We start from the raw sequence: 15369 nt of genomic DNA on the forward strand, positions 1-15369 counted from the left end.
TGTGGCCGGGCTGTGCCGGTCGTCGACGAACGACAACAGACCGGCTGGTCGGTTTTGTCGTACGATGCCCACGCCACGCCTCGCAGGGGGTGCGTGACCGCTCGAGGAGGGGCGAGTAGTCCGCACGGCGGTGCCCGGCGGAGCGCAGGGACTCCGCCGGGCGCCGCTGCCGGCGTCAGGCGCCGGCGAGCGAGCGCAGCCGCGCCGCGACCGCCTCGGGCCGGGTGTCGGTGACCCAGCCACCGACCGCGCTCTCGGACCCCGCGAGGTACTTGAGCTTGCCGGGTCCGCGCAGGACGGACATCACCTGGAGCAGCAGCCGCGACACCTCGCGGCCGGTGCGCGCCGGGGCCTGGTGCCACGCGGCGATGTACGGCAGCCGGACCGGTCCGTCGTCGCCGACGTGGTAGCCGTCGAGGCGGCGCAGGAGCTCGAGGTAGAGGTGGGCGAGCTCGTCGCGCTCGGCGTCGTCGAGGGCGACGAGGTCGGGGACGTCGCGGTGGGGGGCGAGGTGCACCTCGACCGGCCAGCGCGCGGCGTAGGGGACGTAGGCCGTCCAGTGCTCGCCGGCGAGGACGACGCGCGAGCCGTCCGCGCGCTCGGCGGCCAGGAGGTCGGCTCCGAGCAGCCGACCGGTGCGGGCGTGGTGCTCGGTGGCCCGGGCCAGCATCTCGGCGGTGCGCGCGGGGACGTAGGGGTAGGCGTACACCTGACCGTGGGGGTGGTGCAGCGTCACCCCGATCTCCTGGCCGCGGTTCTCGAAGCAGAAGACGTGCTCGACGCCGGGCGTGGCCCCGAGCTCGGCCGTGCGGTCGGCCCAGACGTCGACGACGGTGCGGGCGCGCTCCGGGCCGAGCGCCGCGAACGAGGAGTCGTGGTCGCTCGTGAAGCAGACGACCTCGGTGCGGCCGTGCGCCGGACGGTGCAGGTACCCCTCGGGGGCGACGACGTCGTCGAGCGCGACGGGGGCGTACGAGGGGAAGCGGTTCTCGAAGACGACGACGTCGTACTCGGCGTCGGGGATCTCGGAGGGGACGCTGCCGCGCCCGGTCGGGCAGAGCGGGCACTCGTCCTTGGGCGGCAGGAAGGTGCGGTTCATCCGGTGCCCCGCGACGGCCACCCAGTCGCCGACGAGCGCGTCGTAGCGGACGTGCCCGGCGGAGGCCCGCGGCCCGAGCTCGCGCCGGTCGACCGCGGTGCGTTCCGGCGCGTCCGGGGAGTCGTCGAAGTAGATGATCTCGCGGCCGTCGGCGAGCGAGCGGACCGTGCGCCGGACCGTGCGGGTCCGGGTCATCCGGCGTCGCCCACCTGGCGGGGGCGGCCCGGCTCGGCGAGGACGAGGTGCTCGACCGACTCGACGAGCACCTGCCGCGCCCGGGCCGGGATGCCCGAGTCGGTGATGAGCGTGTCGACCTCGGAGAGGTCCATGAAGGTCGAGAGGCCGACGATCCCGATCTTCGAGCGGTCGGCGAGGACGCACACCGAGCGGGCCGAGCGGACGAGCGCCCGGTTCGTCTCGGCCTCGACGAGGTTGGGCGTGGTGAGGCCCGCCGCGCGGTCGATGCCGTGCGCGCCGAGGAAGAGCCGGTCGACGTGCAGGCCGGCGAGGGCGGTGACGGCGACGGGCCCGACGAGCGCGTCCGACGGCGTGCGGACGCCCCCCGTGAGGACGACGACGTGCGCGGCCGACTGCGACTCGTGCAGCAGCTGCGCGACGGGGACCGAGTTCGTGACCACGGTCAGCTGGGGCACGTCGCGGACGGCGCGGGCCAGCTCGTAGGTCGTCGTGCCGGCCGAGATCCCGATGGTCGCGCCGGGCTGGACCAGCCGCGCGGCCTCGAGCGCGATGGCCTGCTTCTCGGCGGTCATGAGCGTCGACTTCGCGGTGAAGCCCGGCTCGTCCGTGGCGCGTGGGGTGATGGCGACCGCCCCGCCGTGCACGCGCTCGAGGAGGCCGTCGCCGTCGAGCCGCTCGATGTCGCGGCGGACGGTCATGTCCGAGACGCCGAGCTGGTCGACGAGCTCGGAGACGCGGGCGGCGCCGTGCTCCTCGACGATGGAGAGGATGGCGGCGCGGCGCTGGCTGGCGAGCATCAGGCCTCCCGGACGATCGCCGCGCTGCGCGCCGCCACGGTGGTGACCGGGCCCACGTCGGCGCCCGCGACGAGGTCGTGGCCGGTGACGGCGACCTCGCAGCCGGCGTCGGTGTGGTTGAGGACGAAGAGCCAGGAGCCCGAGGCGGAGCGGCGGCGGGTGACCTCGACACCGGCCGGCACGTCGGCGACCGGCGCGACCCCGGCCTCGTCGGTGACGCGGGCGAGGAGCGCGGCGAGGGTCGCGTCGTCGGGCAGCGTGCCGAGGTACCAGGCGGCGCCCTCACCGACGGTGCGGCGGGTGACGGCGGCCCGGCCGGCCAGCGGCCCGTCGGCGTAGGAGTCGAGCACCTCGGCGTCGCGGACGCGGGCGTCCTCGGACCACACCGAGCCGCTGCCGCCTCCGGCGAGGGCGACGGACTCGCCGACCCGCAGCGGGAACAGCTCCTCGACGCGGACGCCGAGCAGGTCGCGGAACGCGCCGGGGTAGCCGCCGAGCCGGACGTGGTCGTCGGGGTCGGAGATGCCGGAGAAGTAGGTGACGACGACATGGGCCCCGGCCGCGGCGGCCGCCGCGATGCGCTCGGCCGCGGGGTCGGAGACGAGGTAGAGCGTCGGGACGACGACGACCCGGTAGCCCGAGAGGTCGGTGTCGGGGTGGACGACGTCGCACGTGACGCCGGCGTCGCGCAGCAGGCGGTGGACGGTGTGCGCGGCCTGCGGGTAGTCGAGCGCGGCCGAGGGCATGCACGGCCCGCTGACCGCCCACTGCGCCTCGTAGTCCCAGAGGACGGCGACGTCGGCCACGACGCGCGAGCCGACGAGCTCGCCGAGCCGCCCGGCGACGGCGCCGAGCTCGCAGACCTCGCGGAAGCGGTCGCTGTCCTCGCCGGCGTGGGGGACGAGGGCGGAGTGGAACTTCTCGGAGCCGGCGCGCGACTGGCGCCACTGGAAGAACCCGAGGGCGTCCGCGCCGCGGGCGACGTGGGTCAGGCTGTCGAGGAGGGTCTCGCGCGGTGGCTTGGCGGGGTTGACCGGCTGCCAGTTGACCGCGCTCGTCGAGTGCTCCATGAGCATCCACGGCGCGCCGCCGGCGAGGCCGCGGGTCAGGTCGCCGTGGAACGAGAGCTCGGCGCGGGGGTGCTCGAGCGCGTCGACGACGTAGTGGTCGGTGCTCACGACGTCCTGGTGCGGCGCCCAGTCGTGGTAGTCGAGCAGCCGGAAGCCGCTCATCGTCATGAAGTTGGTCGTCACCGGCACGTCGGAGGAGTGGCGCCGGATGACCTCCTTCTCGGCGACGTGGAAGTCGAGCAGGGTGTCGGACCCGAAGCGGTGGTAGTCGAGCTCGTGGGTCGGGTTGCCGAACGTCGTCGTGATCCGCGGCGGCAGCACGTCGTCCCACGCGGTGTAGCGCTGGCTCCAGAAGGCCGTGCCCCACGCCTCGTTGAGGGCGTCGAGCGTCCCGTAGCGGCGCTCGAGCCAGCGCCGGAAGAACACCGCGCAGGTGTCGCAGTAGCAGGGCAGGTTGTGGCAGGCGTACTCGTTCGAGACGTGCCACATCGCCAGCGCCGGGTGGTCGTGGTAGCGCTGCGCCATCCGGTCGGTGAGGGCGAGGGCGAACTCGCGGTAGAGCGGCGACGACGGGCACCAGGCCTGCCGGCTGCCCGGCCAGAGGGTGTGGCCCTCACGGTCGACGGGGAGGATCTCGGGGTAGGCGGCGCTCAGCCACGGCGGCGGGGTGGCGGTGGCGGTGGCGAGGTCGACGGCGATGCCGTGCGCGTGGAGGAGGTCCATCACCTCGTCGAGCCAGCCGAACTCGTACTCGCCCTTGGTCGGCTCCAGCCACGACCACGAGAAGACGCCGAGGGTGACGAAGCTGACCCCGGCCGCGGCCATCAGCCGCATGTCGTCGTCCCACACCGCACGCGGCCACTGCTCCGGGTTGTAGTCCCCACCGAAGGCGACGCGGTCGTCGGGCCATGGACGCATGGCGGACAGTGTGTTGCGCGGAATCGACATCTGTCAACAGATACGAACATCGACCGACACGGCGGCCGCCGTGGCGGGTGAGACGCCAATCCGGCTGTGCCCGTGGTTTCCGAAGGTCAAAGGTTGGTCACGACCCTTGACACCCTCGCGGCGCGACTCCACACTCTGGAGCCATCGGTTGTTCGTTTCTGATCGAAACTGTCAGGAGCGGCACGTTCGTCAAAGGAGACACCCATGGCACGCCCGGCCCCGCGCGACCCCCGGTTCGCGAGCTCCCTTCCCGCCTCCGTCCGCGGGGTGAACCGCCGGACCCTCCTGTCGGGCGCCCTCGGTGCCGGCGCCCTGTTCGGTGCGGGCTCCCTCGCCGGCTGCGGCAGCGACGACTCGCCCTCGACGAGCGGCGGCGGCGCCTCGGCCAAGGCCGGCAACGTCAAGTTCGGCGTCAACGAGGCCAAGGGCTCCGGGCCGGCCTACGAGCGCCTGCAGGGCATGGCCGACGCCTACGCGAAGAAGGAGGGCGTGCAGGTCTCCGTCAACGCGGTCGACCACAACACCTTCCAGGAGAGCATCACCACCTACCTCCAGGGCAGCCCGGACGACGTGTTCACGTGGTTCGCCGGCTTCCGCATGTCGCAGTTCGCCGAGGCCGGCCAGATCGCCGACCTCAGCGACGTGTGGCCCATCGACGGCATGAGCGACGCCTTCAAGCAGGCCTCCACGGCGTCGGACGGCAAGCAGTACTTCGTCCCCATCAGCTACTACCCCTGGGCCGTCTTCTACCGCCCGTCGGTCTTCGAGAAGAACGGCTGGACCGAGCCGAAGACGATGGACGAGCTCAACGCCCTCATGACCGACATGCAGGGCAAGAAGATCACCCCCTTCGCCTTCGCGGCCAAGGACGCGTGGGCGCCGATGGGCACCTTCGACATCCTCAACATGCGTCTCAACGGCTTCGACTTCCACATGCAGCTGACCAAGGGCGAGCAGAAGTGGGACAGCCCCGAGGTCAAGAAGGTCTTCGAGACCTGGAAGACCCTCCTGCCCTACCACCAGGAGAACTCGCTCGGCCGCACCTGGCAGGAGGCCGCGACCTCGATGTCCAAGGGCGAGTGCGGGATGTACCTCCTCGGCACCTTCGTCGTCGACGGCGTCCCGACCGAGGCGCAGGAGGACCTGGACTTCTTCACCTTCCCGGCGCTCGACTCGACGATCGGCGCCGACGCGCTCGACGCCCCGATCGACGGCTTCTGCGTCGCCGAGGGCGCGCAGGACACCGAGGCCGGCAAGGCGTTCATCAAGTGGCTCGGCAGCGCCGAGGCCGCGGACGCCGGCAACAACGCGGGCTCGGCGCCGTTCATCGCCGCCAACTCGGGTGCCAGCACCGCGAAGTACGGGGCGCTGCAGAAGAAGTCGGTCGAGGTCGTCCAGAACGCGAAGAACATCGCCCAGTTCCTCGACCGCGACACCAACGCCGACCTCGCCAACACCGTCGTCACCGTCGCGCTCCAGGACTTCATCAAGAACCCGAACGACATCGACAAGGTCACGTCGTCCATCCAGCAGCAGGCCGCGTCCATCCTCGGCTGAGCCGAGGACGAGGAGGAACGATGGCCACCAGGACCGCACGCCGGCAGTCACGACGGGTCGAGAAGAAGCGAGGAGCACGCGACCGCCTGGTCATCTCCCTGATGATCGGCGTCCCCACGATCCTCGTGGTCTGGCTCGTCTGGCTGCCGGCGGTGGCCTCGGTGGCGCTGTCGTTCACGAAGTGGAACGGGTTCAAGTTCAGCTCGATCCAGTGGGTCGGGACGAAGAACTACGTCGACATCGCGACGATCTACCCACCGTTCTGGCCGGCCATCCAGCACAACCTCATCTGGCTGGTCTTCCTCTTCGTCCTCCCGACGATCCTCGGGGTCGTGCTGGCGGTCGTCCTCGACCGCGAGATGTGGGGCAGCCGGTTCTACCAGACCGCGTTCTACCTGCCGGTCGTGCTGTCGCTGGCGCTCGTCGGCTTCATCTGGCAGCTCTTCTACTCGACCGACCAGGGCCTCATCAACGAGCTCTTCAAGGGCAACGTCGACTGGTACGGCGACCCCGACGTCAACCTGTGGGCCGTGCTCGTCGCCACCGCGTGGCGGCACACCGGCTACATCATGCTCATCTACCTGGCGGGCCTGAAGGGCGTCGACGGGTCGCTGCGCGAGGCCGCGGCCGTCGACGGCGCGAACGAGGTCAAGACGTTCTTCAACGTCATCTTCCCGGTCATGCGCCCGATCAACATGATCGTCCTCGTCATCGTCGTCATCGAGTCGCTCCGCGCGTTCGACCTCGTCTGGATCATCAACAAGGGCCGCAACGGCCTCGAGCTGATCTCGGCGCTGGTGTCGCAGAACGTCATCGGCGAGGCCACGCGCTACGGCTTCGGGTCGGCGCTCGCCGTCATCATGATGGTCATCTCGTCGGTGTTCATCACCATCTACCTGCGCATCGTCTTCCGGGAGGACCGCCGATGACCACCACCGCACCCCCGGCCCCCGTGAGGAGCCGCCCCTCGAGCCCGGGGGGCCGTGGGCCCTCCGGCGGCGTCCTCAACAAGCGCCGGGGCAAGGTCGCGACGGTGATCATGCTCGTCCTCGCGATCGCCTGGCTGTTCCCGCTGCTGTGGGCCCTCTACAACTCCTTCCGCGACTACTCGTACACGCAGACCAACGGGTACCTGTCGTTCGGTGGATGGACCCTCGCCAACTACGAGAACGCCTGGAGTCGAGGCAACTTCGGCCTGCACTTCAAGAACTCGCTCCTCATCACCGTGCCGGCGGTGGCGCTGACGCTGTTCCTGTCCTCGCTCGTCGCGTTCGTCCTCGCGCGGTTCTCGTACCGCTTCAACCTCACCCTGCTCGGCATCTTCCTCGCGGCGAACCTGCTGCCGCCGCAGGCGCTCCTCATCCCCGTGTTCCGGATGTTCCGCGAGATCCCCCTCCCGGAGTTCATGAGCTCGAGCGGGACGATGCTCAACAGCTTCTGGGCGCTCATCCTCGTCAACACGGCCTTCCAGCTGGGCTTCTGCACCTTCGTGCTCAGCAACTACATGAAGACGCTGCCGCACGAGATCTACGAGTCGGCCGAGCTCGACGGCGCGAGCGTGTGGCGCCAGTACTGGCAGCTGACCATGCCGCTCGTGCGCCCGGCCCTCGCCGCCCTCGCGACCCTCCAGGTCACGTGGATCTACAACGAGTTCTTCTGGGCGACCGTCCTCATCTCGCGCGGCGACAAGTACCCGGTGACTAGCGCGCTCAACAACCTGCGCGGGCAGTTCTTCTCCGACACCAACCTCGTCGCGGCAGGATCCATCCTCGTCGCGCTGCCGGTCCTCGTCGTGTTCTTCGTCCTGCAGAAGCAGTTCGTCTCCGGCCTGACGCTCGGGTCGACCAAGGGGTGAGCGCCGACCACACCGTCCTGCGGGGAGGGGGCGTCGCCCTCGTCCTCGCCCACCGCGACCACGGCCTGCCCGCCGTCCTGCACTGGGGCGCCGACCTCCCCGACGCGGCGGCCGCCGACCTGGCCCTGCTGCGCGACACCCCCGTCGCGAACAACGCGCTCGACGAGCCGTGGGACCTCAGCGTCCTGCCGACCTCCGGCGACGGCTGGCTCGGGACGCCCGGCATCGCCCTGCACCGCGCCGGGGGCGCCGCCGCCCCGCGCTGGGTCGCGACGGTCACCGGCGGTGGCGGGCGCGCGACGGTGCGGGCCGAGGCCGTCGACAGCGAGGCGGTCGTCGAGCTCGTCCTCGCGCTCGACGAGCACGGGGTGCTCACGGCGTCGACCTCGGTCACGTCGACCGCCGACGCCGGCACGGCGCCGCTCGAGGTCGCGGCCCTGCGGACCCTCCTGCCGTTGCCGGCCCGCGCCGAGGAGGTCCTCGACCTCAGCGGGCGCTGGGTGCGCGAGCGCACGCCGCAGCGGCGTCTCGTCGCCGACGGCACCTGGCTGCGCACCGGCCGCCGCGGCCGCACCGGCCACGACGCGACGCTGCTCATGACCGCCGGGACGGCCGGGTTCGGCTTCCGCCACGGTGAGGTCTGGTCGGTGCACGCCGCCTGGAGCGGCCACCACGAGCACCTCGTCGAGCGCCTCCCCGAGGGCGCCGGCGCCCACGCGGCCGTCATCGGCGCGGGCGAGGCGCTGGAGTCCGGCGAGGTCCGGCTCGGCCCGGGCGAGACCTGGACGTCCCCGGACGTCGTCGCGGTCTGGTCCGACGCGGGCCTGGACGGCCTCACCGCGCGCCTCGTGCGCCACCAGCGCGCCGGGGCGGACTACCGCGCCGGTCGCCCCCGCCCGCTCGTCCTCAACACGTGGGAGGCGGTCTACTTCGAGACCGACCTCGGGCACCTGCAACGGCTCGCCGACACCGCGGCGTCCATCGGCGTCGAGCGCTTCGTCCTCGACGACGGCTGGTTCGGGTCGCGCCGCGACGACACCCGTGGCCTCGGCGACTGGCAGGTCTCGCCGGAGGTCTGGCCCGGCGGCCTCGGCCCGCTCGTCGAGCACGTCAAGGGCCTCGGGATGGAGTTCGGGCTGTGGTTCGAGCCGGAGATGCTCAACCTCGACTCCGACGTCGTGCGCGCCCACCCGGAGTGGGTCCTCGGCCCGGCCGCCGGTCCGACGCCGCCCTCGCGCCACCAGCACGTCCTCGACCTCGCGAACCCCGACGCCTTCGACCACGTCCTCGCCGCGATGTCCGAGGTCATCGGCACGTACGGTGTCGACTTCGTCAAGTGGGACCACAACCGCGACCTCCACGAGGCCGTGCGCACCGACGCCACCGGCACCGACCGGCCCGCCGTCGCGGCCCAGACCCGCGCGACCTACCGGCTCCTCGACGCGCTGCGCGAACGGTTCCCCGCGCTCGAGATCGAGTCGTGCTCCAGCGGCGGGGCCCGCGTCGACCTCGGCGTCCTCGCGCGCACCGACCGCGTGTGGACCTCGGACTGCAACGACGCCCTCGAGCGGGTCGCCATCCAGCGGTGGACCGGCCTGCTCGTGCCGCCGGAGCGGATGGGCACGCACGTCGGGCCGCCCCGTGCCCACACGACGCACCGCGACCTCGACCTCTCGCTGCGGATGCTCGTCGCGCTCGGCGGGCACGCCGGCCTCGAGTGGGACATCTCGACCTGCTCGCCGCAGGAGCTCGACGCCCTGCGGGCGTGGAGCGGCCTCTACCGCGAGCTGCGGCCGCTGCTGCACACCGGCGACGTCGTGCGCTCGGACCATCCCGATCCCTCGCTCGTCGTCGGCGGCGTCGTCGCGGCGGACCGGTCCGCGGCCGCGCTCACCGTGGTCCGGGTCGTCAGCGGCCGCGGGGTCACGCCCGGGGCGGTGCCGCTGCCGGGGCTCGACCCGGCCCGTCGCTACCGGGTGCGCGTGCGACCGGAGGCCGGCCTGCCGGAGAGCCAGCAGGTGCGGGACCCGCGGTGGTTCGAGCAGGCGCAGGGCGACGACGGCATCCTCGTCGCGGGTGCGGTGCTCGACGACCACGGGCTACCCGTCCCCGCCCTCGCGCCGGGCCAGGGGTACCTCCTGCACCTGACGGCCGTCGACGGGGCGTGAGCACGCCCGCTGGCCAGGGTGGAGCGATGACCAGCACCCGCCCCCAGCGCGGAAGCTGAGGCTGCTCAGTCGATGTAGCCAGTCCTGCGATCTACCTGGCTCAGAAAGTTGGGGACGGCGTCCTCGAGCACAGCATCTGTCTGGAGGTCACCGCCGTAGCGGAGCTGGTGAACCCGTATCCCTCATGGGGCCCCGAGACCCAGAGTTGGTCGTAGACGCCGGGCTCGCCGGCACGCTCGGTGACTTCGAAGCGCTCACCGTCCACCACCATCCGCTTCACGGGGAGAGGTGCGCCATCCGCGGCAATTGAGGACGGATCGAGTGCCGGCCGGACGAAGGACGCGGGTCAGCGCACCGGCTCGGGCGCGCCTCGCGCCTGGCCGTGGCCGGCGACCACCAGGTAGCCATCGCTCTCTGGGTCGAAGGTGGTGGATTGCACCGTGAGCCCGACGCTCCGCAACTGCGCCACGAGGTCCTCGTACCGATAGGGCCAGATGGACAACCGCTCCGAGCAGGTTCGCACTGCCCCATCCGGCTCGATCTGGGCGACCACGATCTCGAGGAAGTGCTCCTGTTCCCAGCGCTGTTCGATCTGCCAGTAGTAGCTGACGACCGCATCGCGGTCGTTGCGGCGGATGAGGTGATCGCGCACGTCCACCCGTGAGCCGGCGGAGCGCACGAGCTCCCAGTTGCGTGAGGTGAGCACGAGTCGTCCGCCTGGATTCAGCAGCCGCGACATCGCTGCCAGTGCTGTCAGGCGACCGGCTGCGCCCTCGGCGTGCCCGAGCGAGTTGCCGACGCAGAACACCAGGTCGAACGTGGAGTCCTCCAGGTGGTCGGGTAGCTCGGCCCAGGGCGCGCGGAGGGTTCGAAGCGACACCCTGCTCGTTGGCGACCCTTTCGGTCCGGCGAACCATCCCGTCGCTGGCGTCTGTGGCGACCACGTCAAGGCCAAGACTCGCCAGGCCGACGGCGAGCTGGCCGGTTCCACACGCGCAGTCGAGGACGCGCGCGTTGGGCGGCAGAGAGCCCACGACTTCGCTGTAGTAGGCCTCGGCTGCCTTGGCGGGGGTCAGCTTGTCGTCTCCGATCAGCCACTCGTACACGTCGGAGAGCGCCCCATATCCAGCCACCGCGATCCCCTCCATCACTCGACGACACGCGGCGGGTTGGACCGCGCCTGCGATTCGTACCTTGCCCCTCGTGCTGTGCCAGGGCATGTCTGAGACGCGTTGGGAAGGGCCCAACCACTCCTGGCACTGAGACTCCACCGGATATCCAGTGGGAAACCGCCACGCGGCACCGACGCAGGTCCCCGATCCACCGGCGTCCCAGTGGTCATGCCCCGTGCCGCGCTTCCCGGCCTGCGGCATGAGCGCACGTTCACTCGTAGGCCGTGGCGGCCACGAGCATGCTGGCGAAAAGGCGCCATGTAGGAGACTCCTGGTCCTCGGGCTTGTCGACAACTCGTGCGGCTGCGAAGGCCCCTAGTGCGTCGAGGACGCTCTCGAGGGTTGTGTTCTCCCACTCGTCGCGGCCCGTCGCTCTGTAGTCCGCGAGAACTTGCTCAAGGAACTGCGCGAAGTCGTCTCGGCTCGCTACCGCGGAGGGGTCTGCGGTCGTGGCTCGCCCGTATTCCATGGGCTGCATGATGGCAGGTGCGCAGTCACGCGCTCAGAGCGATCGCACCACCAGCGGTATGTGCCGACGGGCAACGCGAGGATGTGCTCCAGCGGCTAAAAGTGGCGGGTGGGACGGGGCCAGGGCTCGGTAGAGAGCATCTCGGCTGCCCAACCTGCGCTGTCCCTAAGCTCCGAGGGTGGTGCGAGCTCGGTGATGCACAAGGCAGCCCGAAGGCTTCGATCGCCGTGCTCTCCGATACACCCGGACGGACCTCGGTTCTTGGCGTCGAGCAACTGCCAAAGACGCACTCGCGCTGCTGTGAGGGCCTCGGGACTGGGGCTCGCAGAAGCGTGCCAGAGCGCAAGGGCGTCGCTCACGACCTCTTCGGCCTCGGTGGGAAGGTCGCCGTAGGTGACAAGTGCGTCGGCGATCGTGAGGACGAGGTTTCGGCGCTGCTCGAGGAACGTGGAGCCGCCCATGATGGCTGAGTCGAAACTCTCGACGAGCTGGTCTGCGGTGACCTCTTGCACCGGTCCATGATCTCAGTCCTTCGACGCACCCCACGAAGTTCTCGTCACGGCATGAGAGAGCGCTTCGTCGACGACTAAGGGCGCGCGTTTGGCCTAACATCACCGACCGTGAGACTCGAGTCGGTGGACGGTCACTTCGTTGAGCTAATCGTGACCGGATACCAGTTCGGCAGGGGCCAGTCGACAGGCTCGGACGTCGACTGGGACGCCAACTGGCTCATGATCCGTGGCAAAGCGTGGGACGGCGACCATTCGTGGCAGTTTCACGACCCATGCATGACCACGTGGGAGGCACGAGAACTGGCGACCTGGCTTCGCGGGTTGGGCAACGCGCGTCCCCAGACAGTGGCGGCCGCCAAACCCGACGAATCCACGCTCTGGCTCACCGAGCCCAACCTGACGTTCGCCGTGGACAGGGCTTCCCACGGCACCTCAGCAGTAGCGGTCTACTTCAATGCCGAATCACGTCCACCTACGGGTTCTAACGACGACGGCGTAGGACGCGGACACCGAGTCCGACTGACCATCCCGCAGGCTGATCTCGCTGAAGCTGTTGGCGGTTGGGAAGAGGAGCTCCGGAGCTTCCCTGTGAGGTGACCCGTCCGCTCATCGGCTACTTGTTTCATTGACGCAGGACCGGTGCCCGCGCAGGCTCGGTTCAGGTGTCGGGGACGGACGCTCGCATTCATCGGCTGTCCGTCCTTCGGGTCGTGACTCTCACATGGCATGCGCCGTCCTCGGCACCGCTGAGCCGGAGAGGCTGAAGAAGGGACTGTGCTGCCGGAAGTAGCGGTGCCCTCCGCGCTCGACCACCCATTGGTTCGACCGCAGGAGGCATCGTGGAGCAGTCACCGACAACGAGCGTGGTCATCGGGATGGACCCGCACAAACGCAGCGTCACGATTGAGGTCATGGCCGCCGACGAGGCGATCCTGGACCGGGGCCGCTTCGACACCGACGAGCGAGGGTTCGCCGCTCTGCTCGAGCGGGCCGGGAGGTGGCCGTCGCGGGTGTGGGCGGTCGAGGGCTGCAACGGCATCGGCCGGCACGTCGCGACCCGGCTTGTCGCGGTCGGTGAACAGGTCCTCGACGTGCCGCCGAAGCTGTCGGCCAGGGTGCGGACCTTTGCCACCGGGCAGGGCCGCAAGACCGACGCCACCGACGCGCACTCCGTGGCGCTGGTCGGGACCCGGATGGCCGGCCTGCGACCGGTCGTGCCTGACGCGCAGCGGGAGATCCTGCGGATCCTGGTCGACCGCCGCCGAGCGATCGGTGACGAGCACACCGTCAAGGTCAACCAGCTGCATGCCCTTCTGCTGGAGCTGGTTCCGGGCGGAGCCAAGCGCGACCTGTCCGCGGCCCAGGCCCGCAAGATCCTTACCGGTGTCCGACCGCGAGATGTGGTCGGCAAGACCAGGAAGCGGGTAGCTGCCGAGCTCGTGACGGACCTTGAGCGGCTGTACCTGCGCAAAAAGGCCGCCGACAAGGAGCTCACCGTCCTGCTGCGCGAGTCCGGCACCACCCTCACCCAGCTCCATGGGATCGGCCCCTCGGGCGCGGCCCGGCTGATCGTCGAGGTCGGCGACATCACTCGCTTCCCCAACGCCGGCCACTTCGCCTCCTGGACCGGCACCGCCCCCATTGACGCCTCCTCCGGCGACAACGTGCGCCACCGCCTCAGCCGCGGAGGGAACCGCAAGATCAACCGGACCCTGCACATCATGGCCATCGTCCAGCTCCGCAACCCCACCGAAGGCCGGGCCTACTACGACCGCAAGGTCGCCGCCGGCAAGACCCCCAACGAAGCGATGCGCTGCCTCAAACGACGCCTGTCCGACCTCGTGTACCGAGCGCTGCTCGACGACCTCACCCACGGCGCGGCGACGGGCCCGGGAGGGCAACGAGGCAACGACTCTGACTCCAGCGCGACCGGCTCACAACCTCACACCGGCACTTCGGACAAGCCACTTCCCGGACCCGTCGCAGTCAAGGCTACGACCCCCGTCCAGCAGGCTTCTTGACACAAAAGGGAGCCATGAGCGATGGGTGGGTTGCGCCTGCGGTCCGGCGGCGCGGGTGGCCCGGCTGCCGTGAGTCACCGCATGCCGCCCGGTGTCGAAGTGCAGGTCCGGGGGGTCGTCCGGGAAGTGGTCCGTGGCCGACAGAACCGGCTCATCGGGCGTCGGGGGTGGCAGAGCGGCGAGGGCGCGGTCGTAGGAGCCGTCGGTCAGGTCCCAGACGACGTGGCGGCCGCGATCGTCGGGCTGCTGCCGAACCTCGGCCCAGAGCCGACGTCGGTGGACCGTCGTGTGGTGGCGTTGGCAGAGCAGGGCGGCGTTGAGGACGTCGGTCGGGCCGCCGTCGGCCCAGTGACGGACGTGGTGGGCGCGGGTCCAGGCGGCGGGGGCGGTGCATCCGGGGTAGGTGCAGCCGCGGTCGCGGATCAGGAGGTGGCGGCGTTGGGCCCGGGTGAAGAGCCGCAGCAGCCGGGCCAGGGCCAAGGGTTCGCCCTGGGTGCCCAGGACGTGCGCGACGAGGGCGGCGTCGCAGGTCAGGCGGCGCAGGGTGTCCGGGCCGAGGAGGGTGCCGGTGGCGACCGAGCCGAGGACCTCGCCGGCGCCGGTCTCGGCCTGCAGGTCGGCCAGGCTCATCGCGACGTGCAGCGTCGCGGGGGACCCGGCCCGGGCCTCGGCCTCGACGCCACTCGCGATCGTGCAGACCTCGGTCAGGGCCTCGACGCGGCGTTGCCCGGCCGGGCGCAGGTCTCGCTGACCGGCCTGCTCGTCCGGGCGGGGCGCGGACCGCGGCCCGATCGCGGCTTCGAGGGCGGCCGCCTGCTCCGGGGTCATCCACAGCTGGTACTCGGTCAGGTCGCCGGACTCCACGTGCGGCATCGACAGCCGGGCCGAGGGCGCGAGGCGGGCCTGCAGGTCGTCGAAGGCGCCGTGGTGGCCGTACTGCGAGATCAGCCGTGGCCGGAGCCCGCGCATCAGCGCCGTCCCGTGCTGCTGCGCGAGGTCGACGAGCGCGGTGGCCACGGTCGGGAGCGCCTCGTCGCGCAGCAGCGGCTGCACCCGGGCGCTCTCGCGCAGGACCGCGCACCCGGTGCCGGCCTCCAGGCGCCCGTCGCGGACCGCGTCCCAGACGATCCCCAGCGGTGAGTCCTCTGCCGGGGGACGGTCCGGGCCCGACCCGGCCGCGACGACGTCCACCGCGATCCGTGCCACCGCGACCGCCCCGCCCTGGCGCAGCGACGGCGCGAGCCCGCGCACCCACTCCTGCACCCCGGCCCCCGCGACCTCACCCCGACGAACCGCCTCCACCGCGACCGCCACCCGCGCCGCCGAGGCCAGCGCCGCGAGCCGGTCGGCCACTCCCAACAGCTCACCCAGCTCCGCTCCTACCGCCCCGAACAGCACTTCCGAGATACCCGTCAACGCATCGCCGGCAGCCTCCATCGCGGAGCGGCGCTTCGCGAGTTCGGTTGTCCCCGTTGACATGCCACCATGATCCCACCCGGCACC

Annotated in this window: 12 protein-coding genes and 1 pseudogene; 6 read left to right on the plus strand and 7 right to left on the minus strand. The window is 71.1% G+C overall.

Annotation, left to right across the window (positions count from 1 at the left end; translation table 11 throughout):
• Positions 1 to 175 precede the first annotated feature (175 nt).
• The 3 genes from galT to IG69_RS0101970 are packed head-to-tail and all read right to left on the minus strand — an operon-like array spanning position 176 to position 4082.
• Positions 176 to 1294, minus strand: coding sequence for a galactose-1-phosphate uridylyltransferase (gene galT, locus IG69_RS0101960; protein ID WP_030526506.1), 1119 nt, complete (start codon positions 1292 to 1294; stop codon positions 176 to 178).
• Positions 1291 to 2094, minus strand: coding sequence for a DeoR/GlpR family DNA-binding transcription regulator (locus IG69_RS0101965; RefSeq protein WP_030526507.1), 804 nt, complete (start codon positions 2092 to 2094; stop codon positions 1291 to 1293). Before IG69_RS0101965 ends, galT begins: the two co-directional genes overlap by 4 nt.
• Positions 2094 to 4082, minus strand: a complete 1989-nt coding sequence (locus IG69_RS0101970; RefSeq protein ID WP_030526508.1) for a beta-galactosidase — start codon at positions 4080 to 4082, stop codon at positions 2094 to 2096. The genes IG69_RS0101965 and IG69_RS0101970 overlap by 1 nt, the downstream gene beginning before the upstream one ends.
• Before the next feature lie 234 nt (positions 4083 to 4316).
• On the opposite strand from IG69_RS0101970, the gene IG69_RS0101975 reads away from it, so the two are divergent.
• The 4 genes from IG69_RS0101975 to IG69_RS0101990 are packed head-to-tail and all read left to right on the plus strand — an operon-like array spanning position 4317 to position 9692.
• Positions 4317 to 5669, plus strand: coding sequence for an ABC transporter substrate-binding protein (locus IG69_RS0101975; RefSeq protein WP_030526509.1), 1353 nt, complete (start codon positions 4317 to 4319; stop codon positions 5667 to 5669).
• A gap of 20 nt (positions 5670 to 5689) precedes the next feature.
• Positions 5690 to 6598 (plus strand): carbohydrate ABC transporter permease, encoded by a 909-nt coding sequence (locus IG69_RS0101980; protein ID WP_030526510.1) that lies wholly within the window; start codon positions 5690 to 5692, stop codon positions 6596 to 6598.
• Positions 6595 to 7524 (plus strand): carbohydrate ABC transporter permease, encoded by a 930-nt coding sequence (locus IG69_RS0101985; RefSeq protein WP_030526511.1) that lies wholly within the window; start codon positions 6595 to 6597, stop codon positions 7522 to 7524. Before IG69_RS0101980 ends, IG69_RS0101985 begins: the two co-directional genes overlap by 4 nt.
• Complete coding sequence (locus IG69_RS0101990; protein ID WP_030526512.1) at positions 7521 to 9692, plus strand: alpha-galactosidase; 2172 nt, start codon at positions 7521 to 7523, stop codon at positions 9690 to 9692. The genes IG69_RS0101985 and IG69_RS0101990 overlap by 4 nt, the downstream gene beginning before the upstream one ends.
• Before the next feature lie 346 nt (positions 9693 to 10038).
• On the opposite strand, the gene IG69_RS22875 is transcribed toward IG69_RS0101990, so the two are convergent.
• From IG69_RS22875 to IG69_RS23235, 3 genes and pseudogenes are all read right to left on the minus strand, one after another.
• A complete protein-coding gene (locus IG69_RS22875; RefSeq protein WP_245616055.1) occupies positions 10039 to 10572 on the minus strand; it encodes a class I SAM-dependent methyltransferase in 534 nt (177 codons plus the stop codon).
• A gap of 55 nt (positions 10573 to 10627) precedes the next feature.
• A pseudogene (locus IG69_RS23230) lies at positions 10628 to 11065 on the minus strand (hypothetical protein); the annotation flags it as partial.
• A gap of 10 nt (positions 11066 to 11075) precedes the next feature.
• Positions 11076 to 11342: a DUF7660 family protein gene (locus IG69_RS23235; RefSeq protein WP_425414789.1), complete on the minus strand. Its 267-nt coding sequence runs from the start codon at positions 11340 to 11342 to the stop codon at positions 11076 to 11078.
• 611 nt (positions 11343 to 11953) lie between these two features.
• Here IG69_RS23235 and IG69_RS21950 point away from each other — a divergent pair.
• Complete coding sequence (locus IG69_RS21950; protein ID WP_157577271.1) at positions 11954 to 12442, plus strand: WapI family immunity protein; 489 nt, start codon at positions 11954 to 11956, stop codon at positions 12440 to 12442.
• Positions 12443 to 12684: 242 nt separating this feature from the next.
• Positions 12685 to 13866 (plus strand): IS110 family RNA-guided transposase, encoded by a 1182-nt coding sequence (locus tag IG69_RS0102015; protein WP_245616056.1) that lies wholly within the window; start codon positions 12685 to 12687, stop codon positions 13864 to 13866.
• On the opposite strand, the gene IG69_RS20775 is transcribed toward IG69_RS0102015, so the two are convergent.
• Complete coding sequence (locus tag IG69_RS20775) at positions 13780 to 15219, minus strand: HNH endonuclease signature motif containing protein (protein ID WP_157577273.1); 1440 nt, start codon at positions 15217 to 15219, stop codon at positions 13780 to 13782. The genes IG69_RS0102015 and IG69_RS20775 overlap by 87 nt on opposite strands.
• Between the last annotated feature and the right edge of the window lie 150 nt (positions 15220 to 15369).

Origin of the sequence: Phycicoccus jejuensis (assembly GCF_000720925.1) — a bacterium.
In the GTDB taxonomy this organism is placed as follows: domain Bacteria; phylum Actinomycetota; class Actinomycetes; order Actinomycetales; family Dermatophilaceae; genus Phycicoccus; species Phycicoccus jejuensis.

What these genes read in the sequence shown, in the direction of transcription:
- galT (WP_030526506.1), bottom strand. Translation starts at nt 1,294, where the DNA reads ATGACCCGGACCCGCACGGTCCGGCGCACGGTCCGCTCGCTCGCCGAC.
- IG69_RS0101965 (WP_030526507.1), bottom strand. Translation starts at nt 2,094, where the DNA reads ATGCTCGCCAGCCAGCGCCGCGCCGCCATCCTCTCCATCGTCGAGGAG.
- IG69_RS0101970 (WP_030526508.1), bottom strand. Translation starts at nt 4,082, where the DNA reads ATGCGTCCATGGCCCGACGACCGCGTCGCCTTCGGTGGGGACTACAAC.
- IG69_RS0101975 (WP_030526509.1), top strand. Translation starts at nt 4,317, where the DNA reads ATGGCACGCCCGGCCCCGCGCGACCCCCGGTTCGCGAGCTCCCTTCCC.
- IG69_RS0101980 (WP_030526510.1), top strand. Translation starts at nt 5,690, where the DNA reads ATGGCCACCAGGACCGCACGCCGGCAGTCACGACGGGTCGAGAAGAAG.
- IG69_RS0101985 (WP_030526511.1), top strand. Translation starts at nt 6,595, where the DNA reads ATGACCACCACCGCACCCCCGGCCCCCGTGAGGAGCCGCCCCTCGAGC.
- IG69_RS23235 (WP_425414789.1), bottom strand. Translation starts at nt 11,342, where the DNA reads ATGCAGCCCATGGAATACGGGCGAGCCACGACCGCAGACCCCTCCGCG.